This is a genomic window from Desulfosarcina ovata subsp. ovata, from assembly GCF_009689005.1.
GTDB classification, from domain to species: domain Bacteria; phylum Desulfobacterota; class Desulfobacteria; order Desulfobacterales; family Desulfosarcinaceae; genus Desulfosarcina; species Desulfosarcina ovata.
Genome location: NZ_AP021879.1, coordinates 261,604 through 282,809 on the forward strand (window position 1 = coordinate 261,604; position 21,206 = coordinate 282,809).

The window sequence follows — 21,206 nt, forward strand, 5'->3', positions numbered from 1 at the left end:
AGTTTCACCAGAGCGCAGGGGCCGAGGCATTTTTGAGATGCATTGTTCCCCTAAAATCTTATTCATTTTTAAAGGATTTTCTATCCATCCCTGCGCCCTGGTGAACTGAAACGATGGCGTGGCGCTTCGCGCCACGCCATCGGGCTGCGGATTGCCATCCGCTTGATGGCTGTCGCTACGCGCCAGCCATCAAGCGGGTGCAGCGGACAGAACCGCCACCTAATCGTGTCGCTACGCGACACATTAGGCGGCGAACCTGCCGCTGATCCGCAGCCCGTTAACTTTTGAAAAAACAACCATGCCAGAATCATTAATAATTGATTTGTCACATACCAAACCTGAAAATAAAGTTCTTGGATTTAGCGGTAGCCCAAGGAAAAAATGGCAATTCAGATATATTGTTAAAAACCATCATTTCAGGAGTTAAACAACTTAGTATTCCTGCAACAACATGGAACTTAACTGATGTACAATTCAAGGGGTGTATTGGGTGCGAACAGTGCAGAAAAACAAAAATATGCACAGGATTAATTGACGGCATGACATCACTATACGCAAAACTGTATTCATCAAAAGGTTTGGTATTGGTATCTCCAACCCACAATTACAATATCACATCTTGGATGAAAGCGTTCATTGATCGTCTTTATTGCTTTTATACATTTGAGAACAATAGGCCGCGAAGTTGGTCCAGCCAACTTGGAAATCAAAATAGAAAGGCCGTTGTTGCAGCAATATGCGAGCAAGAATCTGTTGAGGATATGGGCTTTACGTTGGAGGCAATGAAAGCCCCACTTAAACAGAAATGATTTAACAACTTACGAAATTATAATGCTTTACGCTTACAGGTGGCAAGTCAAACTTTTTTTCGCTTCATAAAAAGAACCTTCAAGGGAATTCACTTAATGAGCCAATCTCCTCATGGCGTACAGATACAATTCTACTTGTATATGATTGCTTATCTATTGTTATTATCATTCAAACAAGATACGGAAATAATAAGCAGAGAAAATGAAAAAGATGAGCATGAATCTGAAGAAAATAATAAGAACGAAACCTTGCTAACTTCATCTTCATGCTCCAATTCAAATGCAAAAGACCATATGTTTGCGGGTTAGTAACTCTTCTTGGAGAAAAATTAAAACAGTTTTATAAAATTGGTATTCACTGGTTATTAGCAGTAAAAAATAATTTGTTAGAAATATTTGATGTGAATATCGCCAAAGTTATTGCTCAATACTCTTATCAATGAATGTGCCGAACAGTATTGATGACATGCATACTTATAGTCTGAATGATCATGCCGCCTTCATTCTGCAGGTCGGTTGCGGTCATTGCGGAGAGCATGCAGCCGTCAGTTTTGCGATTCTCTGCGCGCTGCATGGGGGCGGGATGTCTGCGCTGCTCGGCTCCATCGTCAAGAGCGGCAATGCGAACATTGACCACGCCTTTGTGGTCGGTGGTCTGAGACCACGCGAGATCATCGAGACCACTATCCGCAGCTCGAGGAACAGTAGCGGGTCGGTGGGAGAGGCCATCGATGTCTGGAATCTTCGCGATGCCCTTACCGATGCCGGCGCTGGCACCGATGGCTATGTCTGCGACCCGTATCTCGACCCCAGCCAGATTGCCCAGACGGCACGTGCGCTTCTGGCCTCACTGAATAGCTCCAGGCGGCGATCAAGGCACAAAGATACTGATTTTCTCTGGTATGGCGATGTTTTTCCGGCAACACCAGCGCTGTCACGCACAACTGTGGCGAGCGTCAGAAATGTTTAATGAAACGCAACGCACTTTTTAAGGATGCCATCGATGCTTCGTCAGCATCACAGCGGTGGCGATTGAGCCTCTTTGCTGCTGTCTTCGTTTTTTTTATGGTCCCCCGATGCACGACGACTATTGCGAATGACATTTCAGCTGAGGATACCCAAATGGCAATAGAAAACAAAGCCGTACGGATCGAACGTTTGGCCCGCGATCAGGCCGCTACCCTTGTGCCGCATGCGGACATGTTGCGCTACACACCACCTTTGCCAGACATGTGGCCACCCGGCACTACGGCCAAACTGACTATCTACGGCTATGGAAGCCAGCCGGCGCCCACTGGTCGCGTCACTTACACGGTGAGTACCCCATCCGTGGAAGTGGTGTTTGAAATGGCTGAGGACGGGCCGATCGTTTACGACACAAAGCGTGCTAAGGCTCAATTACTGGACCGACTTCAGCCACGCGTGCGTTCCCATGTGGATGCGGACATCCGGCACAAAGGAATTGAGGCCCTGCTCGACGCGATAAGCACCGGAAAACTCACCGAAGTGGCAAAACGGTCGATTCGCGATAGCTATCAGAGCTGGCAGCACGAAAACCAAATTCTATCTGAAAACATTGCCAACCGCCATCGTGCATTTTTCCGTTGGTTGAAAGAGGGGTTTTAAGCTATTCAATCCTATTTGTTATGTTATCAAGCTGATTGAAAAATCCAATCGTAAAATGACGCTTAAGGATCAGAGATTTAAGTGAATTTTTAAAGCGGTTTCCACGCGAATTATCAATTCGTTATCCAAGGCTCCGATTCGTTTGACGATACGCCGTTTGTCAATGGGTCGGATTTGGTCAGCTTTAACCTTGGAGTCCTTTGGAAGGTGGGCAGTTCCTTTTTTAATCTTTACCTCGAACGGGTAAATTTTTTCCAGTTTCTGGGAGGTAATTGGGATGATGGTGATGGTTCCTGAATATTTGTTGCCGATATCATTTTAAATGAGGAATTCTGCACTGACCAGGCTTTGTCCGGCATTACCTTTTTTACAACAATGGGGTAAAAGAAAAGGCGGGTTGCCGCCACAACCGATGGCGACAACCCGCCTGAGGCGTCCGATGCATCGGAGCGCCGGAATACGGGGCTACGGGGCCGGGCACATGATTTCAGCGGCTGCGGAAAAGACATCCGTCAGTCTAAGAATGCCGATGACCATTTTGCCTTCGCGAACGATAAGGGATTGATGGCAGCCCATGACCAGCCGGTGAATCGCCTGGCCAAGGGATTCGTCCTGGTCGATGAATTCGTCTGCTTTGGGCTTGATCATGATCTGCCGGATCGGCAGCTTGGCCGCCCTTTGGCATGCTTCATCAAACGGCTCCTTGAACAGGTCGTATTTATCGACCATGGTTCTGAGGATATAGTTGCTGAGCCGATTGATCCCCATGTCGGCATCAACTTCGAGTTCTTCGAAATATTTGGGCTCCAACGCTTTCAGCACCTGGGTCTGGCTGATTTTCCCGACCACCATGTTGTGTTCGTCCACCACGAGAACGGCACGATGGGGGTATTTCGAGGGATCGAAGCCCTTTTGGGATTTGGAAAGTGCTGCTACCGCTTCGTCAAGGGTGGCCGTGATGGAGACCCGGGCATATTCCGACAAGGGCACCATCAGTTTGAAAACAGTCGTTGATTTCATCGTGTTCCTTTCCGGGCTGATTTGACTACTTTTTTTCCTGATCAAAGACTCGGCTGGGGTATCGGATCAGCTCCTGAATTTTGGCATCGCGGATCTTTTTGTCATGGGTGGCTTTTTTTTCGAACGCCTGGGCCATCTTGGTGAGCAGGTCCTCGAATTTCATGGGTTTCAGAAGGTAGTCAAATGCACCTTGTTTCATGCCTTCGATACTGGTTTCCACCGAGGCGTGGCCGGTGAGCAGGAGTACTTCCACCAGCGGCTGGATGCGCTTGATCTCCCTCAAGGTTTCGATACCATCCATGCCGCCGGGCATTTTAATGTCCAGCAGCACCACGTCGTAAAGTTCTTCTTTGAGCACGTCAATGGCCGCCTCGCCACTGGTCACCCCCGTGGCATCCAGCTTACGCTTGTTAAGACGATTGACGATGGTTTCCAGAAAGTCGGTCTCGTCATCCACAACCAGAATTCTGAATGTATTCATGTCTCCCCCTTATTTTTTTTCCGGCAGCACCAGTGGCAGAAGGACCACGAAGGTGGTTCCCTGGTCTTCGTGGCTGTCTATGGAGATTTGGCCGCCCATTTTTTCAATGATGGTATAACTGATGGAAAGTCCCAGGCCGGTCCCTTTACCATTATGTTTGGTGGTAAAGAACGGATCGAAAATCTTTTTCTGGATCGCCTCGGGAATTCCAGGTCCATTGTCGTGAATGCTGATACGAATATACTCCTTTTCCATACCGGTGGAAACATCAATTGTACCGTCGCTGCCGATGGCGTCGATGGCATTGTTGATCAGGTTCAGGAACACCTGCTGGAGCTGGGATTGGTCACTGGCGATTATCGGCAACCGATCGGTATAGTGTTTCACAATTTCAATATCGTTGATGCGTGCATGATTGGACAGCATCTCAATGGTCTGATCAAGCACGTGGTTGATCTCGACATCGTCCAGACGCGGTTCCATGCGGCGGGCAAACCCCAGCATGTTATGCGTAATTTTCCTGGCCCGGTCCACATGCTCTTCGATCTTTCCGATGGATGCGGCAAACTCCTTATAGTTTTCGCTGTTCTGAAATTCCTCTTCTGCCAGCAGATCCTCCATCCATCCAGCCTTTTCGCCGATCACTGCCAACGGGTTGTTGATTTCGTGGGCGATGCCGGCGGCCATTTTACCCAATGCAGCCAGCTTGTCCTGCTGGATCAGTTGACTGTTGAGTTCGTTCATTTCACAGTCGGCCTGCTCCAGGTGACGCACCAGCGTGTTGGATATCAGGACGATGGCAAAAAGGATCACCACGCACCCGGTGGCGATGATCATGATCTCGGTGTTGCGGGCGTTTCCCATCCAGCCGTGTTCCTGGCCAGCGATTTGGCTGATGACCAGCATCCATTCCCGATCCTTGAGCCAGGCGCCGCCGATGTAACGAATATCGCCGCTATCTTCCCGCGTTTCGATGACGGTGGTCCCTTCCCCGAAACGCTGGGTTTCGATTTTCGACTGGCCGAGAATGACCCCCTTGAATCGCGGGCTGGTCTGGAAAACGCCATCGCGGTTGACAATGAACGCGTCGCCGCTGGTGCCCACCTGGGCACTTCTCACCAGCCGGTTGAGAATTTCGGAATCGATGGTCGCTCTCAGGATCCAGCTATTATTTCCCGTGACCCCCTTGACGGCAATGATGACATGGGGGACCTGGCGAAATCCCATGAATACGTTACTGATGAATTGACCCCGGCGCAACACCTCATCGAACCAGGGTTGTTGATAGTAGTTGAGTCCCTGCAGATTATACGGGCCGGCGTAAGCCAGCTGATTGCCCTCCTTGTCAATGACGCCCAGATCGACCAGTCCCAACCCCTCGGCGCGCTGGTTGATCTGCCAGAAGAGTTTGGAGAGATTTTCCGGATTGTTGAGCGTCTCGAAGGACTGGGTCTCAACGATCATGGCCAGGATGGTGGTGCGTTCGCGCAGGAAAACATCCACGGCATTGCTCTGGGTTCTGGCCAGGGTACGAATCTGGTCTTCGATACGTTCCTGGTAGAGCTTGCCGAACTGGTAATAGATGGCCGTGCCCAGGAGAATCAGCGGACCGATGGACACGGCCAACGTGATGGCGATAAGTTTCAAGCGCAGGTTTTTATAATGGGTCAGTTTCATGCCAGACTCCAAATGAGGGCCCATGTTTTAACTGTGGCAACGCGCATCGATGGTCTACCAGGCGAGGAATTGCCAGTAACCGAGTACCCCCCACAGCCAGAGCACCAGCCAGGCCAGCAGCGTGATGGGCAGACCGAACTTAACAAAATCCATGACATCCAGAAGCCGCTCGCCGGTTTCCGGATCCTTGCCCATGCCGAAGCAGATGGCGTTGTTGGGCGTTCCCACCACCAGGAAATTGGCGAACGATGAGGAGAATGAGGTGATCAGCCCCACCTTCCAGACACTCACATTGGCCAGGGTGGCCATGGGCAGGACGATGGGTCCCAGGGCGGCGACCGTGGCCCCGTCGCTCATGAAATTGGTCATCGTACCGGTCAGCAGGCTGACGCCGATGACCAGTCCGTCACCCTTGGTGAGAAAATCGGGCAGCAGGTCGACAAACGTGCTGGCCAGCCACAGGGCTCCGCCGCTGAATTTGAGGGCTACGCCCATGGCGCAGGCAGCGGCATACAGGCCGACCACATCGAAGGCCACGCCGTTTTGAATGTCGTCCCAGGTGAGAATGCGGCACAGGAACATGGCCATTACCGCATACAAGGTCGGCCCGCCCAAACCGGCATGCTCGCCCAAGATGATCCAGGCCAGGACCAAAACCACCAGAATGACGGCCATGATGGCTTCCTGGCCGCCGAACTTGGGCATGCTTTTGACTTCCTGCTTGACGATTTCACTGGGGTTGACATCCGGCACCTTGAATTTGGGTTTGAGCCGCAAATACATGACCAGACCGATTGCCCAGGACATCACCGGAACGAACGGCATACCGATTTTCATCCACTCCACAAAGCTGATGGGCATCCCGTATTCAGCCAGATACCCCACCATGATGGCATTGCGGCCGCCGGCCGCCGGTGAACCGGGGCCACCGTGGTTGGCGGCGAAGCAGACGCCCAGAAGCAGGAAAATGGCCAGGGCGCGGTCTTTTTTGACCCCATTCATTTTGCAGGTCACCTTGTATATGCCCATGAGCACGGGAATCAGCAGGGCGACCAGGGCATGCTCGGACAGAAAGCCGGCTGAAATGGCCAGCATCGGCAGAAACAAAAATGCAAAGGACTTGGCACTCTTGATGCGCGAGAGCAGAATCAGGCCGATGCGTTTGTCCAGGCCGGTTTTGGCCACCCCCACGGCCACGGCCAGAATGCCGAAGATGAAAAATACGGCGTCTTTCATGTACGCCTTGGAAATTTCGTTGATCGGCAAAATGGCAAACAGGTAGAGCATCACCCCCACCATGATATCGGTGGCCCCCAGGGGAAGGGCCTCGGTGCCCCACAAAAAGGCCGCCAGAAAGAGAATGCAGACGGTCAGCTTGGCTATCTGAGCCACCTCGTAGTGGGTTAACAGGGGATTTACATGCTTGTCGTGCGCTGCACCGGTGGCTTCGGTTTCGCCGGTTTGGGCTGCCTTGAACGCCTCTGGGCGCAGTTTTTTGTTTACCGTGTCCGTAATGGTCGTGGCCCCCGCAGGCAGGGCGTAGCCGGCGGGTTTTTCAATTTTTACCATGTCAAGCATGCCCTGGGTGGGTGGCATCATGACAGCAAAAGTGAAGATAACCGCGGCAAGGATAAAAAGTGCCGGTTTGTATCCGGGCCTGTTTTTCCACGTCCATTTGCGTTCATCGATTCCGTCCGCCAGCAATGGGTCGAAACCGTGGTCCACTGCAGTTTGATGTGACATGCTGCCTCCTTGATCAATTCCTTGTTTGGCACCACCCCTGGTGCATGTTGATACCCATTTGGATGGGTACACGTCTCCCCTCGTTCGCTTTAGCGGGAGCAATGCACATGCCATCGTTGATGAGAACTCAGCGTATTGATAACATGTTGAAAACAAATAATAAAAATACTGGTTGAAAAGATTGCCGACACCTGTTGGAATCGTTTCCTGTCAGCAAGTTTTACAGGGTGTAAAGGTGCCGGGTGGTACTGAATGAGCCGTTTGATCGTTGTTGTCCATGACGGAGGAGAGAAAGCGAGTATTTTTTCCGTACCCGGCCGCCCCGCGGCAAGACCATGAAAAAAAACCCGGAAACGGATGGGAAGCTGGGGAGGTGCCGTTTCCGGGTTCGGGGTGGTGGGTACTACGGCGGGTTAACGCAGCGCCCGTTCCAATTCGAAAAACAGATCCTGTTCACGGATGACGCCGGTCACCTTGCCGTCCTTGAATACGATCATCCGGCGGCAGCGGTACTGGACCATCATATAGGCGGCCTCCATGAGATTGGCCGTGGCATCGATGCTCGGCGGGGTAGGGGACATGAGGTCGCCAACACTGGTGGCCGCCAAGCGATGTGCCTCCACGCTGAACATGCCGGTCCAGAACATGGGGGAGTATTGCAGGCTGTCGGCCGTGGATGGTTTGGGGGCGGAAAGATAGCCGGGCATGATGCCCTCCAAAAGATCCATGATGGACAGAATCCCTTTCAGTTCACCGGCACCGTCAAAAACCAGCAGACTGCGGTGGCCGGTTTCCATGATCCGGCTGGTATGAATCTGGGGGGTAAAGGATTTTTTCAGTTCCTGAATCCCTTCGGCAACGGTCTGATTCTCATTCAGCGTGGTGTATTCGGCCAGGGGAATCATTACTTCCTCGACCCGTCGTTCCTGCTCCTGGCCCTCATCACCGGCCTTACTGTGCTCGATGGCGACCATGATGCGGGATGCCAACAGGTCGATGTCACAGGGTTTGGACAGATAATCGACAGCGCCGTGGCTGAGGGCATGTTTGGCACTCTCGTCGGCGCCATGGCCGGTGAGCATGATCACCGGCAGACCGGGAACCCGCTTCTGGATTTCGGCCAGGGTTTCGTTGCCGTCCATATCGGGCATGCGAATGTCCAGCACCACCACATCGGGCTGCTTGTCCAGCTGATCCAGGGCCTCGCGGCCATTGGCGGCCATCAGGGTCTCGAAACCTTTTTTCTCGAGCAGCTTCCGGGAGGTTTCCCGAAACTGGGTTTCGTCGTCTACCATCAATACTTTGGTTTTATGGGTCATGTTGCCTGCCTCCTTTAAGGCGTTAGGTCGGTCACAATCATCGTTTGGCGAACGGTCATGGGTACCGGGAACGTTGTTACGATCGCCCTACGCCGCAAGCGATTTCAGCGAATGGGCGAGTGGCAAGAGCCAATAGATCAACATCACGGTGGCGCCGAAGGTGAACAGCACCGTAATGACGGCACGGAGCTTGCTCATTCCCAGCCCCTTGACCATGCCGGTTCCAATCAGCCACCACTTCCAGGGTTCGGTCAGCAAGAATGCCGACGGCACCCAGGCGATCAAAAGGACGGTCCCCGAACTGAGCGAAAAGATACGCCACAGGCGCGAAAAGGCGTACCGCCGGCCGGCCGTGGTTGCCAGCGCCACATAGCCGATGGCGGTGGCGATGGCGACCATGCCGATGGCATTCACAAACCAGATGACGCCCATGCTTACGGATGCCGTGCCAGGGGCCATAAAGGTGCCGCTGACCGCGAAAAAGAGACCTGAAACGATGAGAATGGCGGTCGCTTGTCCCATTGAAATGGCCGCAAATCCATTGGCGAAAAAGGTGCCCGGGCGGGTCAGCAGCGCGGTCAGGGTCCGAACGTAAAGGGATGGCCATTGGTGTTGCATGTTACACCGCTCCTATCTTGTACAGGATGCCAGTGACCAGCATGATCAGGGTCAGAATGAAATAGAATCGCCGTTCCGCCTCGCGGGTGAACCAGACGCGACCGTCCTGGTAGCACAGTCCGAATTTTTGAAACTTTGGATTATCGTCTTTTTTGATCATTCAGTTTTCTCCTAAAATCCTGGAAGACCGCCAAATCCACGAAATACCCAGTACACCGCCGTCAGGAGCAGCAAAACGATGTTGGCCATGACCCAGATGGGCAGGCCCACCCGCAGATAGTCCTTGGGTTCCAGATAGCCGCTGGCGTAGACGATGGCATTGGGCGGCGTGCCGATGATCAGGCAGTAGGCAAAAGAGGAAGAAATCGCCGTGGACATGGCCATAAAAGGCAGGAATGTGGTGCCCGGATGCACCAACCCGGCCATGTTCAGGGCAATCGGTCCCACGGCCGCAGCGGCCGGTCCGTCGGCCATCAGGTTGGTCAGGATGGCGGTCAATCCGTTGCTGGTGGCCATCAGCGGCAAACCGGAGTCCATCCCCAGGGGGGCCAGGGCGTCAATGGCGCTGCGGGCCAGCCAGTAGGCGGCGCCGGTGCTGTCCAGGGTGCGCCCAAAGATAATGGCGCCGGCGTATAACCAGATCACGCCCCAGTCAACCCGGTCCTGATAATCGCGCCAGTTGACGATGCCGGCCAACAGGTAGGCCACGGCACCGCCCACGGCGATGACACCGATGCCCAGGCGAACCGGATAAATGCCCATGTTGTAAAACTCTTTTTCGGTGAACCAGCCGAACACCATCACCAGAAAGATGATCAGGGCAATGATCTGTTTGCGATTCCAGCCGCCCATACGGCCGATTTCGGTCTGCAGATGGTCCATGGCCGGCGCGAGGGAGGTGATCGTGGGCTTGAAGCGCCAGTTGAGGATCAGCCAGGAAACCGGGATCATGACGAACAGGTAGGGGAAACAGTAGGTGATCCACTGGAAATAGCCGATGTCCTGGCCGAACATGTCGGCCAGGTAGGTCATCATGATGACGTTGCGGGCACCGCCCGATGGTGCGCCGGGACCGCCGATGTTACAGGCCATGGCAATGGCGATCATCAGCATTTTGCCCAGTTCCGGATCGCTGGGGGTTTCCCGGGTGAGGCTGTTCTGGTAAAGCAGCATGCCAATGGGCAGGAACATGGCGGCCAGGGCGTGGTCGGAAATAAACGCGGCCAGGGGAGCGATGATCACAATGAAGATCAGCGTGATCCAACGCACGTTGGGAACGGCCAGTTTCCTGAACATCATCAGGCAGACCCGTTTGTCCACGCCTGTCTTGACAAACGCGGCGGCAAACATCAGGCTGCCCATGATGAACCAGCAGGCGTCATCCCAATAGAGCATGGCCACCTCTTTTCGCGAGGTGACGCCGCTGAATACCAGAATCAGGCCGATGCAGAAAGAGACGCCGGGAAGCGGGATGCACTCGGTGAGGAAACAGAGCACCACGAAGACCCCCATGGCGATGGAGACCTTGATGAACCAGGCCCCTTTGTCGGCTTCGATGCGATCTTTTTCAGTGAGCTCTTCGTACTTCAACCCATCCTTGCGGAGGGTCATCGATGCTTTCATCAGTGCCAGGTAAGTCGCATCATCCACCTGGGTGTCGATGAAACTGCGGGCCTTCTCGAAATTGGCCTTGACGGCCTTGATCTTGTTCTGGCGGCACCATTTGAGGTCGCGTTTCAAATAACGGTCACGCGTCAACGCGCCCATGTTCATGTTCTGTTCCATGATCCGGGCAGCCAGCAGCTGCCACTGCAGGGCGCTGTCGCTGGACGTATTGAAGAAAGCCTGGGTAACATGTTCAATGACGGCTTTGGGGCCGATGCGGTACTCGGTGCCCACATCCTTCATCCCGTATGGCGTGGGCATCAAAAGCAGCACAAACAGAAGTACCACTGGAATCGAGAACATCTTCCAGTCCACATATTTGTCGTATCCGGTGACTTTTTTTTCCTTCTTGGCCATTGATAAACCCCTCTTTTTCACGTTACGGTTCAGGCGTTTTTCAGCATCTCGCGGGGCGATTTCATCAATCCGCGCATGCGTGCCACACGGATTTTTTCTTCGATGTCCACCCGCCGGTTAAAGGCATTCGTTGCCTTGGCGACGATTTCTTCCAGGTCGGCCGGCTTCATCAGATAGTCGACGGCACCGGATTTGAGACCATCGATGGCCGATTCCACGGTGGCATGGCCGGTGAGCATGATGACCTCCACCATGGGAAACTGGCGTTTGATTTCACGAAGCGTGGCCACGCCATCCATGCCTGGCATTTTTACGTCCAGAACCACGACGTGAACCGGCTCGGAACGAAGCAATTCAAGCGCCTGGCCACCGCTGGAGGCGGTCTGAACCTCGAATCCCTTTCTCTCCAATAATTTCTTTGTCGTGGAGAGAAATCGTTCCTCATCATCAACGAGCATCATCTTTAAGTTTTCCATCCTTTCACTCCTGTTTTACAAATAGGGTGCTACCGGATGAATGCTGCGGTTGCACCGTTAAAGAAAATTCCCTGGCAGCCCACCGGGGAAATATCGAAAAACACTATCGTGGCATGGGGCACACGCGCCATGTCTGCTCATGGGGCCATCATGCAGCGGACGGCAGCGCAGGCAGAACAATGGAGAATGTGGTTCCCTGACCGACGCTGCTGGCAACTTCCATTTTGCCGCCCATTTGCTGCACAATACCGTAACAGACCGAAAGACCGAGTCCCGTCCCTTTCCCAACCGGCTTGGTCGTGAAAAATGGAGAGAAGATCTTTTCCATGTTTTCCTGTGTAATCCCGGAACCGTTGTCCTTCACACTGATGGTCGCCGATTCGTTATCTCCCTGTGAAATGGAAACGATGACGCTTCCTCCCGCCGTGCCGTGATGGTCCATAATGGCATCCATGGCATTATTGAGCAGATTCAGGACCACCTGCTGGAGACGGGAGGCGTCGGCATACACCCGGATGGGCAGAGACGGGAGTTCTTTTTGAAGCAGGATGCCGTTGACTTCTGCCTTCTTCTGAGCCATATGAGTGATTTCCGGAATGACGACCGTCAGATCCAGCTCTTCGGCGCTGGATTCTCCTTGGCGGCCAAATTTTAGAATTGCCGCGGTGATGCGGGCGCATCGCTCCAGCTGCATCTTGATCTGTGCCACACTGTCGTTCACCTGATCGAAGGACTCACCCGGCGTCAGCTCAGCGGACTCGACCATTTCCTCGTGCAGGACCCGGATCATCGACAGCTCACTGCTGATGATCTGCAGGGGGTTGTTGATCTCATGGGCGAACCCGGCAGCCATTTCGCCCAGTTCGGCAAGCCGGGAGGCACCGATGAGCTGCTGATTCAACAGCGCTTTTTCCGCATCGGTCTGTTCCATTTTTCTTACGATGACCCCGGTCAGGGTAAAGGCGGCGGCAACGATGCAGCCACCGCCCACCAGACAGATGAACAGGATCGGCAGCCGCGCATTCTGCAGCGCCATGAAGGCGTCGGCTTTTTCCTGGCGGATCACCAGGATCCAGTTGTTGTCCTTGAGCCAGCAGGTGGCATAGAGAAACGGTTCTTCCGTTCCCTGGCGATGGATAAAGCTGTTGATGGTCCGCCCGTTGGCGGGCAGCGGAATTTTTTCGGCCGGGGTTTCCATGAGGTTGCCGCCGCTGCGCCGGTCGGTCTGCAACACGCCCTGGCGGTTGAGCAAATAGGCTTCGCCGGTTTTACCGATGCGGATTTTGCGAACCAGATTGTTGAACCGCTGGGAATCGACCGTGGCGCGGATCACCCAATTCCGTCCGGCTTCTTTTTGGGCCACGGCAATGATGAAATGGGGAACGTTGCGAAAGCCCAGAAAAACATCGCTGATGTAGATGGAATTTTCCAGTGTCTGTTGGAACCAGTCGGTTTGGCGATAATTTTTTCCGGTAAGGTCAAAAGGACCGTGGTAGGCCACATGCATGCCCGTGGCATCGAAAATTCCCAGGTCCACGAATGCACTGGAAGTCTGCTGAAGCTCGTCGAAAACAGCGTCCAATCGGCCAGGTTGCACAATTTCATCGAAGCGGGTTGTGTTGACGATCAGTTCCAGATCATTTTTACGTTCCAGGAGGAATGACTCGATCATTTGGCGATGATCGGCAGCGATTCGTTCCATGGCGCTGATCGTGTTTTCCTGCAATGATTTGGAAAAGGAGTGGTTGCCGATGATCAGGGCCAGAAGGAAAGGAATGAACGGCACCACGATCATATTGATCAGGACAAACCGTTTCACACCGGCATAGGCTGGGGCGCTGTTTTTCGTGGATTTTTGAGGCATGGCGTTTCCTGTCGATTAAACCGTTGTTTTTAAGGAACCAGGGCAGCCAACATTTTGGCGACGGCTTGTTTGAGATTTTCAACACTGCTGCCGTCTTTCTCGATCAACTGGGCGACCCGCAGGGGCGGGAACCCGGTGTCCAGTTCGGTGTTCAACGTGTGCAGAACCACCGGCAGTTGAGGCATGCGATTCTGTAATTTTTTGGTTAAATAACTCTCATCGGCATCCGGAAAATCAGGATCGATGATCAACAGGTCCAGTGGGGTTGGCCCATATGTGATGTTGAGCAATTCTTTTCCGGTTTCTGCAAGATGAACAATATATCCCGACGCCGTGAATTCCCGTTTCAGAAAATTTCTGATGTGGGGGTTTTTGTCTGCAATGAGAAGGTGATATGGCTTGTTCACCTTGCTGCCCTTTCACGTGCGGTAGGCAACATCAAAGAAAAACTTCAGATTACGACCCATACCGTATGGTCGTGAGCGGCCTGGACCACTTTGCTGCTGACCCGTCCGGTCGGTTGACCGCATCAGTGTTTATCAAAAACCATCCGGCGGTTTTCGCGGTGGTCCACCAGATATCTCAACTTGGCCTTCTGTTTGAGAATTTCCGTCATTTCGTCGATCCGGTCCCTGGAGACCTCATAGAACCTCAGGTAGACATTGCGATAACCGCTGGGGGCGCGCTCGTAAGTCGACAGGATGCTGGCTATCCGTCCACCGAACTGTCTGATGACGTTGGCGATTTCCATAATTGATCCGGGGGTGTCCTCCAGAATCAGGGAGATCTGAAAACCCCGTTTTTTCAGGCCGGTCAGGTAAAGCGTGGCCCTGAACATATCCGACTGGGTAATCACGCCACTGATCGCACCGTCGTCGTCAACAACCGGGGCACCGGAAATTTTGTGCAGCAGCATGAGATCGGCGGCTTCTTCCATGGTCCAGTCCTGGTGCATGGTGATCACTTCGCGGGTCATGATTTCGGCGACCTTGATTTTTGAAATCAGATAGAGCAGTTCATGAACGTCCAGGCTGGTGGCATCTGAGGCGGAGGACCGTTTCAGGTCACGGTCGCTGACGACACCACACAATTGATTGTTGTCGGTGACGGGCAGCAGGCGGATGCGCTTCTCTTTGATCAAGGCCATGGCCTGCTGCATGGTCTGTGTTTTTTCGACGGTAATTGCCGGTTTGCTCATCCAGTATCTGACTAACATGATAGAATCTCCTTTGAGATGTTGCCCGGTGAGGAGAAGCGGGGCCGCTCACACCATTTGGCCCTGTATCAGGGGACCTGTGCATATGTGGCCGGGATGGTGATCAGCGGAACCGTGCATCGACGAAACAGCTTTCTCGCCGTCGAGCCGACCACGACATCGACCAGATTGCTGCGGCCTTTGGTGCTCAGAATCAGCATGTTGGCTGCTTCCGCCTTGATGGCCTCGAGGATTTCGTAATAGGGGATGCCGTCCTTGACCAGATAGCGGCAATTGATCCCGCTATGGGCGGCATCTTCAAACAACTCCTGCATTCTTGTCTTTCGGTCATGGATCTGTTCTTCGAGGTAGTTGGGGAAGGAAAAGGAATCATAGCCCACCATGGCCCGCCGGACCATGTCCAGGTCCCGCTGATTGATCACATTGATCAGGATCAGTTCCGCATCGGTTTTTTCGGCCATCCAGATTCCATAACGGACGGTTGTCGCTGAAAAATCCGAAAGGTCGACGGCGGTCAAAATTTTAAGCTTTTCTGTCATCAGGCACTCCTTTCTGAAACCGGTTGGAATGGATCGGGATGGGTGCTGCTCCCTTGCCATGGTTTGAGCAATCGCTATGCCACTTGAAGACCGTGTCGGGAAAATGAAAAAAGTATAAAAAACCGGTGGGTTAACTATTCGTCAAGATCGTGTTGGGGGAAAACGGCCAATACGTCGGTGTCGGACCTTTTGACAGGGTGTAAAAGGGGAGGAAGGGCTGCTCATGCCCGGAGAAGTCGCCACTGACGTGGTGGGAACCGGACGAAACAAAAAAGCGCATGGATGAGAACGGTGCTCACCCACGCGCTTGGTTTGATGATGCCGCCCGGCACCGATTCAACGGCGCCGGGCAGGGTAACGGATAATCCTATTTCAGCAGAATCGGCATGCCCATGATTGGCCACAGCACATAGACGGCAAACCCGGTGACCACCATCAGGAGAACGCTGGCCGGGATCCCGTAGAGAAAGAACTCGCCGGTGGTGAATTGCTTGGAGTCGTAGGCGATGGCGTTGGGTGCCGCGCCCACCAGGAGCAAAAAGGGCATCCCGGCGGTGACCAGGGAAGCGAAGAGAATCACCTCGCCGGCCACGTTGAGGTAGGGGGCGATCACCAGGGCCACCGGCAGGGAGATGGCAATGGCGGCCACGTTCATGATGAAGTTGGTCATCATCAGCACGAAGAAAGCGATACCCATTACGAAGACGAACCAGTTGGCATTCTGGAACATGACCAGCCAGTTGATGGCCATCCACTCGGCCGCGCCGGTGTCCCAGAGGCAGAAACCGATGCTCATGGCACCGGCGAACAGCAGGATGATGTTCCAGGGAATCGATTCCAGATCGTTGATGTCAAGGATGCCGGTGATGAAGAAGAGAATCGTGGACATGAGAATCAGGGCCGTTTTGTGGGGCGGAACGAAACCCGGTATCGCCGCCTTGAGGATGGCCGATACGGCCAGGGCCAGAATGCACAGCCCCACGATGGTGGCGGCAACCACTTCCTTGCGGGTAATGCCGCCCAGTTCGGCATACAGGCGTTTGGCCCGCTCTTTCAAACCGGGGATGGCCTTTTTTTCCGGTTTGCAGAAAATCATGAAGAAGCCCCACAGCAGGAACGTCATCAGCCAGCCGATGGGGAACATGTAATAGGTGAGTTCAAAGAAACCGATGTCCTGGTTCATGACATCCTTGAAAAAACCGATGGCCACGGCACCCCGGGCGGCACCCAGCAGGGTGACGATGCTGCCGGCACCGGCCACATAGGCCATGCCCATGAACAGTCCCTTGCCGAATTTGGTGGGCTTGTCGCCTTCCCCATAAAGGGCGTAGATGGCCACCAGCAGCGGGTAGATCGTGGCGGCCACGGCCGTGTGGGCCATGATATGGGTCAGCGCCGCCGTGACCAGAAAGCAGCCCAGGTAGATCATGCTTGTTTTTTCGCCCACGATGGCGAGCATCTTGTAGGCCAGGCGGCGGGTCAGGCCGGTCTTGGTGAATACCAGACCGATGACGATGGAGCCGAAGATGAACATGACCGACGGATCCATGAAATCCTTGAAGGCCACTTTGGCCGGACGGATCAGAAAGAGCGCCTGGAGCACGCCGATGGCCAGGCTGGTCACACCGATGGGCACCACTTCAAACACCCACCATGTGCCGGCCAGCAGGAAGACGGCAAGGGCGCCTTTGCCCTCCTTGGAAAGGGCGAAATGCTTGCCCGTGGGATCAATGGCATCCGGCCACATGGGTGAATAGTATGTGACAACGAAAAAAGCGACGCCCAAAAAAAGCCAGATCAATTTTTTATAGTTATAATTCGAACCCGCGATGTCGACATCATTAGCCATACAACAACCTCCTCTAAACCCATTTGCAACAGATCATGCTCCCCATTTGCGTGACTGTCGGTAACTGTTGAACTAAGAGCAGCTTTTCATCACATGAAATACGGCTGCAAAGACGTCGGTGAGCCTCAATATGCCGACCATTTTACCCGCCTTTTTAACCATCAGGGACTGGTAATGCCCCATGACCAGCATGTGGATGGCCCGGTCCAGGGATGCATCGGCATCGATGACTTCACCTTCGGTCAGCTTGGACATGAATTGCTCGACCTTGGTGTCGGCGGCTTTCTGGCAAATCCCTTCCAGGGCACCATCGAGCAGGCTGTACTGGTCCTGAAGATCCTTAAGGAAAGAGACGCTGAATCCGTAGTGGGACGCCGATGCCCTGGAGGCCATTTTGAGGTATTGCGGCTCCAGCGCCTTCAAGGCGGTGTGCTGGCTGATTTTGCCGACGACCTCTCCCTTGTTGTCGAGGACCAGAACCGCCCGATGTCGATACTTGGTCTGATCGAAATCGGCCTGGGCCTTTTCCAGGGCCAGTACCGCCTCGAATAGGGTTGCACCGACAGTCACCGTGGCGTATTCCGACAGGGGGACCATCAGGTCTTCAATTTTGTACTTTTTCACCATGAACCTCCTTCTCTAAACGTCAATTTTCTATTGGGCGCGTTGCCCATGATACGGGTTGTGCTGTTTGTTTCGCGGGGGGAATTTGATTTTGAATTCGAACAAGTTGTCTACCATAGGGGGAGGGAAAAGATCAAGAGAATGGTGTTCGGTTTTGATACATCCGACAGTGGTGACCGGCATACGGTTGAAAACGGTTTTCCGTCATATGGGCGACCCCGCCTGGCGGTTCTCAATTTTGGGCGTCAAAGGGTCATACGAATTTTTCAGCCCAAAATGGTTTCATTTGATTTGATGACTTATTCGTGATAGTTACGGCAAAATTATCCGACGTCTAAAATTGTCCATGCAAGGGCGGCGGCCCCCGTACCACCCCCTACCTTCGCCTTGGAGAAGATGATCCTGCTTGACCGACGATTATCGCCTAACCATACAGCTGGAGGATGTTCATTGAAGAATCACCTTGTCAAAGATCTGATGGTGCCGATTTCGGAGTATGCCACCGTTCCGGAAGAGGCCACGTTATTCGAGGCTGTGCTGGCCCTGGAAGAGGCTCAGGAACAGTTCCAGCAGAACCGTTACTCCCACCGGGCGGTGCTGATCCTGGATAAAAACAAGAAGGTGATCGGCAAGCTGAGCCAGATGGATTTCCTAACCGCCCTGGAGCCCAAGGACGCCAACCTGGATCAAATCCGTAAATTCACGCAATTCGGTTTTTCCCGTAAAGCCGTCGCCCTGCAGCAGGAAGAACATTTAAAAACATCACAATCGATTCTGGATGTCTATTCCAAAGCCGCCTCCATGAACGTGACCCATTTCATGCAGCGCCCCACCGAGGGTGAGTATGTGGATGAAAATGCATCCCTGGATGTGGCCTTGCATCAGCTCACTGCGGGGGGAAACTTGTCTCTTTTAGTGACCCGGAAGTCTGAGATCGTTGGCATACTCAGGCTCGCCGATGTTTTTGCCGCGGTTTATCATTCGATGAAGGAATCTCAAAATGCCAATGGAGAGACAGGATGAAAGAATTAGAGAAACTGTTTGACCGGATTGTCCAGCGTGTCAATATTAACCTGCGAGAATTGGAATTCGATGTCAATCCGCTGGTCAACAAGCTCATTCCCACCCGGCAAATGACCCGATTCTATGCCTTTTATGGCCTGACTCCCCATCATCCGCTTAATTTCGTGTTTCGGCATTCCAATTTATCGGGCAGCTATTTCCTGGGTAAAGTGCGTGTGACCAATTCATTGCTTTACAAGAGCGATATCCGGGGGGATGAATTGAAACAAAAAGGAGACCTGTTTCAATATCAGGATTTCAATATCCCCGTGGACCAGGATGAAGAGATATGCATAGACGACAGTTTCCTGATCAAGACCCTGGTCCATAATTTTTCCCATGATCCGGAAACCTTGGAGACGTTTTTTATCCGCGACACCGTGTCGACCCATTACGCCAATATTCATGGGTCGCCATCCGACGGATGCTTTTACGGGCCTTTTTCCACGGTGGATCTGACCACCATCCGGGACTGTCTGGTGGGTGCCTATGCGTATGTCCAGGCCGGTGAAATCAGCCACTTGAATGTCGACCCGGGAACCGTGTGGGTGCGCCTGCCGGACGAATTCAATTTCCTGTACCGCCATCCCAGCGATCGGCTGACCAATTATATCTACTTTACACCAGGCAACGTGCCCCAGGGCGTTTTCATGGATTTTGTGGAGGATCGTAAGGCGGCATTCGAACAGGTTTTCAATATCGTCAACTTCAAGGCGCCGGTGACGGTTCCGACCAGTGCGTCGGTGGACCGGTTTGCCGTCATCAAGCCCAAGACCAGCATTGGTGATAACGTTCTCGTTGCCCAGCGGGCCTTTTTGCAAAATTCGACCCTCGGTAAGGGGGCCAATGCCCAGGAAAACTGCTATATCATCAACTCGGTTCTGGAGGGCAACGACGTCACGGCCCACGGCGCCAAGATCATCGAGGCCGACATGGGCAAGACCGTCTTCGTCGGGTTCAATAGCTTCCTGAGAGGGCGTCCCAATGCCCGTCTCAAAATCGGACAGGAGTGTGTGGTTATGCCCCACACGATCATCGATATCAGCAAGCCGCTGGTCATTCCACCCGGCCACCTGGTCTGGGGGTTGATCAAAAATGCCGATGATTTGCAGGCCAACAGCATGTCGCTCAAGGATTTCTCGAAGATCGAAAGTCGGATGAGCAAGGGACGCATGCTGTTCGAGGGCAGCGGAAAGAGTTTTGTCACCGGATTCCAGGAGCGGATCCATCACATTTTGGAGGCCAATGGCGCCTTCTATAGCAACAATAACAACCGGGGCCACGCCCAGCGCAACCAGAATATCTCGTTCAATACCATCCAGCCCTATCCCAAGGGCGGTGACAAGGAAGGCCTGTACCCGACGATTATTATTCAACCGTAAAAACGGTTTCTATTTAAAGAAACTGAGCAGGGCATGCAGGTTGGTCATGGGGTGGGGCGGGCACCCCGGGATAAACAGATCGACGGGAAGCAGGGTGTCCAGTCCTTCAGTGATTTCCGGGCTACCCCGGAAAGGGCCGCCCGAGAGGGTGCAGCTGCCTACGGCAATTACCACGCGCGGCTCGGGTGTGGCCTCAAAGGTCTGCATCAGGGCCGTTTTCATGTTGCGCGAGACGGGACCGGTCACGACAATGCCGTCGGCGTGGCGCGGAGAGGCCACGAAATTGATGCCGAAGCGGGCCAGATCGAAAAAGGGCGTTGCCAGTACGTTCAGGTCCGCCTCGCAGGCATTGCATCCGGCGGCGGATACCTGGCGAAGCTGCAGGGATCGGCCGAAGAGTTTCTTGAAGTGCTGTCGGCTGTGGGCGGCCAGGTCGGGAAGCTCGCCCCGGGTGACCAGTTGCGATTTCTCCGCTACGGCAGTTTCATAATCCTGAGTGAAGCGCACAAAGCGCCCTTCGGAAACTCGTTCGCAGGTGCCGCAGAAGACGCAGCGCCCCATGTCGATGGTTCGGGCCGATGCATCGATGGCCGCCTGGGGGCAGGCGGCGGCGCAGGCGTCGGCCAGATCCGCCGGAGCCTGCGCATCGATTTCCGGCCGTCCCCGGTAGCGGGGCGGCAACTCGACCGTCTCTTTGGGGTAACGGGAGGTCCGGCACCCCTGTTCCAACCTGTTTTTCAGCACACTCAGCATAATTGATTCATTTCCTTATAATCTCATATAGCATTCAAGATAATGTTTTTGGCAAGGCCAGAGGGAGGAAGCTGTATAACCCATACCGCGACGACCGATAACGCCGCCCAAAAACATTATCTTGAA

The 21,206-nt window shown here is 53.7% G+C and carries 23 protein-coding genes; 6 read left to right on the forward strand and 17 right to left on the reverse strand.

The annotated features are described in order from the left end of the window. Positions 1–353 precede the first annotated feature (353 nt). The 4 genes from GN112_RS01235 (at position 354) to GN112_RS01250 (ending at position 2,435) form a co-directional block, all read left to right on the forward strand. Complete coding sequence (locus GN112_RS01235; RefSeq protein ID WP_162458721.1) at positions 354–809, forward strand: flavodoxin family protein; 456 nt, start codon at positions 354–356, stop codon at positions 807–809. 96 nt (positions 810–905) lie between these two features. After that, entirely contained in the window at positions 906–1,118 is a 213-nt protein-coding gene (locus tag GN112_RS01240) for a hypothetical protein (protein WP_155308553.1), read from the forward strand. A 157-nt stretch (positions 1,119–1,275) separates the two neighbouring features. Beyond that, a complete protein-coding gene (locus GN112_RS01245; protein ID WP_155308554.1) occupies positions 1,276–1,779 on the forward strand; it encodes a hypothetical protein in 504 nt (167 codons plus the stop codon). Beyond that, positions 1,779–2,435: a hypothetical protein gene (locus tag GN112_RS01250; protein ID WP_155308555.1), complete on the forward strand. Its 657-nt coding sequence runs from the start codon at positions 1,779–1,781 to the stop codon at positions 2,433–2,435. The genes GN112_RS01245 and GN112_RS01250 overlap by 1 nt, the downstream gene beginning before the upstream one ends. 69 nt (positions 2,436–2,504) lie before the next feature. Here the strand turns inward: GN112_RS01250 and GN112_RS35085 are convergent, their stop codons facing one another. From GN112_RS35085 to GN112_RS01330, 16 genes are all read right to left on the reverse strand, one after another. Then, positions 2,505–2,747: a type II toxin-antitoxin system PemK/MazF family toxin gene (locus tag GN112_RS35085; RefSeq protein ID WP_155314094.1), complete on the reverse strand. Its 243-nt coding sequence runs from the start codon at positions 2,745–2,747 to the stop codon at positions 2,505–2,507. Between the two features lie 153 nt (positions 2,748–2,900). Further along, entirely contained in the window at positions 2,901–3,455 is a 555-nt protein-coding gene (locus GN112_RS01260) for a CBS domain-containing protein (protein ID WP_155308556.1), read from the reverse strand. A gap of 25 nt (positions 3,456–3,480) precedes the next feature. Next, positions 3,481–3,936 (reverse strand): response regulator, encoded by a 456-nt coding sequence (locus GN112_RS01265; protein WP_155308557.1) that lies wholly within the window; start codon positions 3,934–3,936, stop codon positions 3,481–3,483. Positions 3,937–3,945: 9 nt separating this feature from the next. Further along, complete coding sequence (locus GN112_RS01270; RefSeq protein ID WP_162458722.1) at positions 3,946–5,613, reverse strand: sensor histidine kinase; 1,668 nt, start codon at positions 5,611–5,613, stop codon at positions 3,946–3,948. Positions 5,614–5,667: 54 nt separating this feature from the next. Then, entirely contained in the window at positions 5,668–7,356 is a 1,689-nt protein-coding gene (locus GN112_RS01275) for an SLC13 family permease (protein ID WP_162458723.1), read from the reverse strand. A gap of 413 nt (positions 7,357–7,769) precedes the next feature. Beyond that, positions 7,770–8,675 (reverse strand): CBS domain-containing protein, encoded by a 906-nt coding sequence (locus GN112_RS01280; protein ID WP_155308560.1) that lies wholly within the window; start codon positions 8,673–8,675, stop codon positions 7,770–7,772. Positions 8,676–8,762: 87 nt separating this feature from the next. Further along, positions 8,763–9,293 carry a hypothetical protein gene (locus GN112_RS01285; protein WP_155308561.1) on the reverse strand — a complete coding sequence of 177 codons (531 nt, stop codon included), beginning with the start codon at positions 9,291–9,293 and terminating at the stop codon, positions 8,763–8,765. A 1-nt stretch (position 9,294) separates the two neighbouring features. Next, positions 9,295–9,453 carry a hypothetical protein gene (locus GN112_RS01290; RefSeq protein ID WP_155308562.1) on the reverse strand — a complete coding sequence of 53 codons (159 nt, stop codon included), beginning with the start codon at positions 9,451–9,453 and terminating at the stop codon, positions 9,295–9,297. An 11-nt stretch (positions 9,454–9,464) separates the two neighbouring features. Beyond that, complete coding sequence (locus tag GN112_RS01295) at positions 9,465–11,315, reverse strand: SLC13 family permease (RefSeq protein WP_155308563.1); 1,851 nt, start codon at positions 11,313–11,315, stop codon at positions 9,465–9,467. A gap of 29 nt (positions 11,316–11,344) precedes the next feature. Continuing rightward, on the reverse strand, positions 11,345–11,791 hold the full coding sequence (locus GN112_RS01300; RefSeq protein WP_155308564.1) for a response regulator: 447 nt from the start codon (positions 11,789–11,791) through the stop codon (positions 11,345–11,347). A gap of 148 nt (positions 11,792–11,939) precedes the next feature. Then, positions 11,940–13,655 carry a sensor histidine kinase gene (locus GN112_RS01305; RefSeq protein ID WP_155308565.1) on the reverse strand — a complete coding sequence of 572 codons (1,716 nt, stop codon included), beginning with the start codon at positions 13,653–13,655 and terminating at the stop codon, positions 11,940–11,942. Between the two features lie 29 nt (positions 13,656–13,684). Further along, on the reverse strand, positions 13,685–14,062 hold the full coding sequence (locus GN112_RS01310) for a response regulator (protein WP_155308566.1): 378 nt from the start codon (positions 14,060–14,062) through the stop codon (positions 13,685–13,687). 122 nt (positions 14,063–14,184) lie between these two features. Then, positions 14,185–14,871 (reverse strand): CBS and ACT domain-containing protein, encoded by a 687-nt coding sequence (locus tag GN112_RS01315; RefSeq protein ID WP_155308567.1) that lies wholly within the window; start codon positions 14,869–14,871, stop codon positions 14,185–14,187. Positions 14,872–14,939: 68 nt separating this feature from the next. After that, positions 14,940–15,410 (reverse strand): universal stress protein, encoded by a 471-nt coding sequence (locus GN112_RS01320; protein ID WP_162458724.1) that lies wholly within the window; start codon positions 15,408–15,410, stop codon positions 14,940–14,942. 367 nt (positions 15,411–15,777) lie between these two features. Next, on the reverse strand, positions 15,778–17,259 hold the full coding sequence (locus tag GN112_RS01325) for an SLC13 family permease (RefSeq protein WP_155308569.1): 1,482 nt from the start codon (positions 17,257–17,259) through the stop codon (positions 15,778–15,780). Positions 17,260–17,331: 72 nt separating this feature from the next. Further along, the gene (locus tag GN112_RS01330) at positions 17,332–17,886 is read right to left on the reverse strand and encodes a CBS domain-containing protein (protein ID WP_231716905.1); all 555 of its coding nucleotides are present in this window, start codon (positions 17,884–17,886) and stop codon (positions 17,332–17,334) included. A gap of 447 nt (positions 17,887–18,333) precedes the next feature. On the opposite strand from GN112_RS01330, the gene GN112_RS01335 reads away from it, so the two are divergent. Both GN112_RS01335 and GN112_RS01340 read left to right on the forward strand, forming a co-directional pair. Further along, entirely contained in the window at positions 18,334–18,906 is a 573-nt protein-coding gene (locus tag GN112_RS01335) for a CBS domain-containing protein (protein ID WP_155308570.1), read from the forward strand. Next, positions 18,903–20,327, forward strand: coding sequence for a transferase (locus GN112_RS01340; RefSeq protein WP_155308571.1), 1,425 nt, complete (start codon positions 18,903–18,905; stop codon positions 20,325–20,327). Before GN112_RS01335 ends, GN112_RS01340 begins: the two co-directional genes overlap by 4 nt. Positions 20,328–20,336: 9 nt before the next feature. On the opposite strand, the gene GN112_RS01345 is transcribed toward GN112_RS01340, so the two are convergent. Next, positions 20,337–21,080, reverse strand: coding sequence for an NADH-quinone oxidoreductase subunit B family protein (locus GN112_RS01345; RefSeq protein WP_155308572.1), 744 nt, complete (start codon positions 21,078–21,080; stop codon positions 20,337–20,339). Between the last annotated feature and the right edge of the window lie 126 nt (positions 21,081–21,206).

Excerpts from the sequence above, each read along its gene's own strand:
- GN112_RS01270 (WP_162458722.1), bottom strand. The coding sequence starts at position 5,613 with ATGAAACTGACCCATTATAAAAACCTGCGCTTGAAACTTATCGCCATC.
- GN112_RS01345 (WP_155308572.1), bottom strand. The coding sequence starts at position 21,080 with ATGCTGAGTGTGCTGAAAAACAGGTTGGAACAGGGGTGCCGGACCTCC.
- GN112_RS01315 (WP_155308567.1), bottom strand. The coding sequence starts at position 14,871 with ATGTTAGTCAGATACTGGATGAGCAAACCGGCAATTACCGTCGAAAAA.
- GN112_RS01295 (WP_155308563.1), bottom strand. The coding sequence starts at position 11,315 with ATGGCCAAGAAGGAAAAAAAAGTCACCGGATACGACAAATATGTGGAC.
- GN112_RS01265 (WP_155308557.1), bottom strand. The coding sequence starts at position 3,936 with ATGAATACATTCAGAATTCTGGTTGTGGATGACGAGACCGACTTTCTG.
- GN112_RS01260 (WP_155308556.1), bottom strand. The coding sequence starts at position 3,455 with ATGAAATCAACGACTGTTTTCAAACTGATGGTGCCCTTGTCGGAATAT.
- GN112_RS01340 (WP_155308571.1), top strand. The coding sequence starts at position 18,903 with ATGAAAGAATTAGAGAAACTGTTTGACCGGATTGTCCAGCGTGTCAAT.
- GN112_RS01320 (WP_162458724.1), bottom strand. The coding sequence starts at position 15,410 with ATGACAGAAAAGCTTAAAATTTTGACCGCCGTCGACCTTTCGGATTTT.
- GN112_RS01330 (WP_231716905.1), bottom strand. The coding sequence starts at position 17,886 with ATGGTGAAAAAGTACAAAATTGAAGACCTGATGGTCCCCCTGTCGGAA.
- GN112_RS01285 (WP_155308561.1), bottom strand. The coding sequence starts at position 9,293 with ATGCAACACCAATGGCCATCCCTTTACGTTCGGACCCTGACCGCGCTG.
- GN112_RS01290 (WP_155308562.1), bottom strand. The coding sequence starts at position 9,453 with ATGATCAAAAAAGACGATAATCCAAAGTTTCAAAAATTCGGACTGTGC.
- GN112_RS01245 (WP_155308554.1), top strand. The coding sequence starts at position 1,276 with ATGCATACTTATAGTCTGAATGATCATGCCGCCTTCATTCTGCAGGTC.
- GN112_RS01280 (WP_155308560.1), bottom strand. The coding sequence starts at position 8,675 with ATGACCCATAAAACCAAAGTATTGATGGTAGACGACGAAACCCAGTTT.
- GN112_RS01305 (WP_155308565.1), bottom strand. The coding sequence starts at position 13,655 with ATGCCTCAAAAATCCACGAAAAACAGCGCCCCAGCCTATGCCGGTGTG.
- GN112_RS01325 (WP_155308569.1), bottom strand. The coding sequence starts at position 17,259 with ATGGCTAATGATGTCGACATCGCGGGTTCGAATTATAACTATAAAAAA.
- GN112_RS01275 (WP_162458723.1), bottom strand. The coding sequence starts at position 7,356 with ATGTCACATCAAACTGCAGTGGACCACGGTTTCGACCCATTGCTGGCG.
- GN112_RS01300 (WP_155308564.1), bottom strand. The coding sequence starts at position 11,791 with ATGGAAAACTTAAAGATGATGCTCGTTGATGATGAGGAACGATTTCTC.
- GN112_RS01240 (WP_155308553.1), top strand. The coding sequence starts at position 906 with ATGAGCCAATCTCCTCATGGCGTACAGATACAATTCTACTTGTATATG.
- GN112_RS01250 (WP_155308555.1), top strand. The coding sequence starts at position 1,779 with ATGAAACGCAACGCACTTTTTAAGGATGCCATCGATGCTTCGTCAGCA.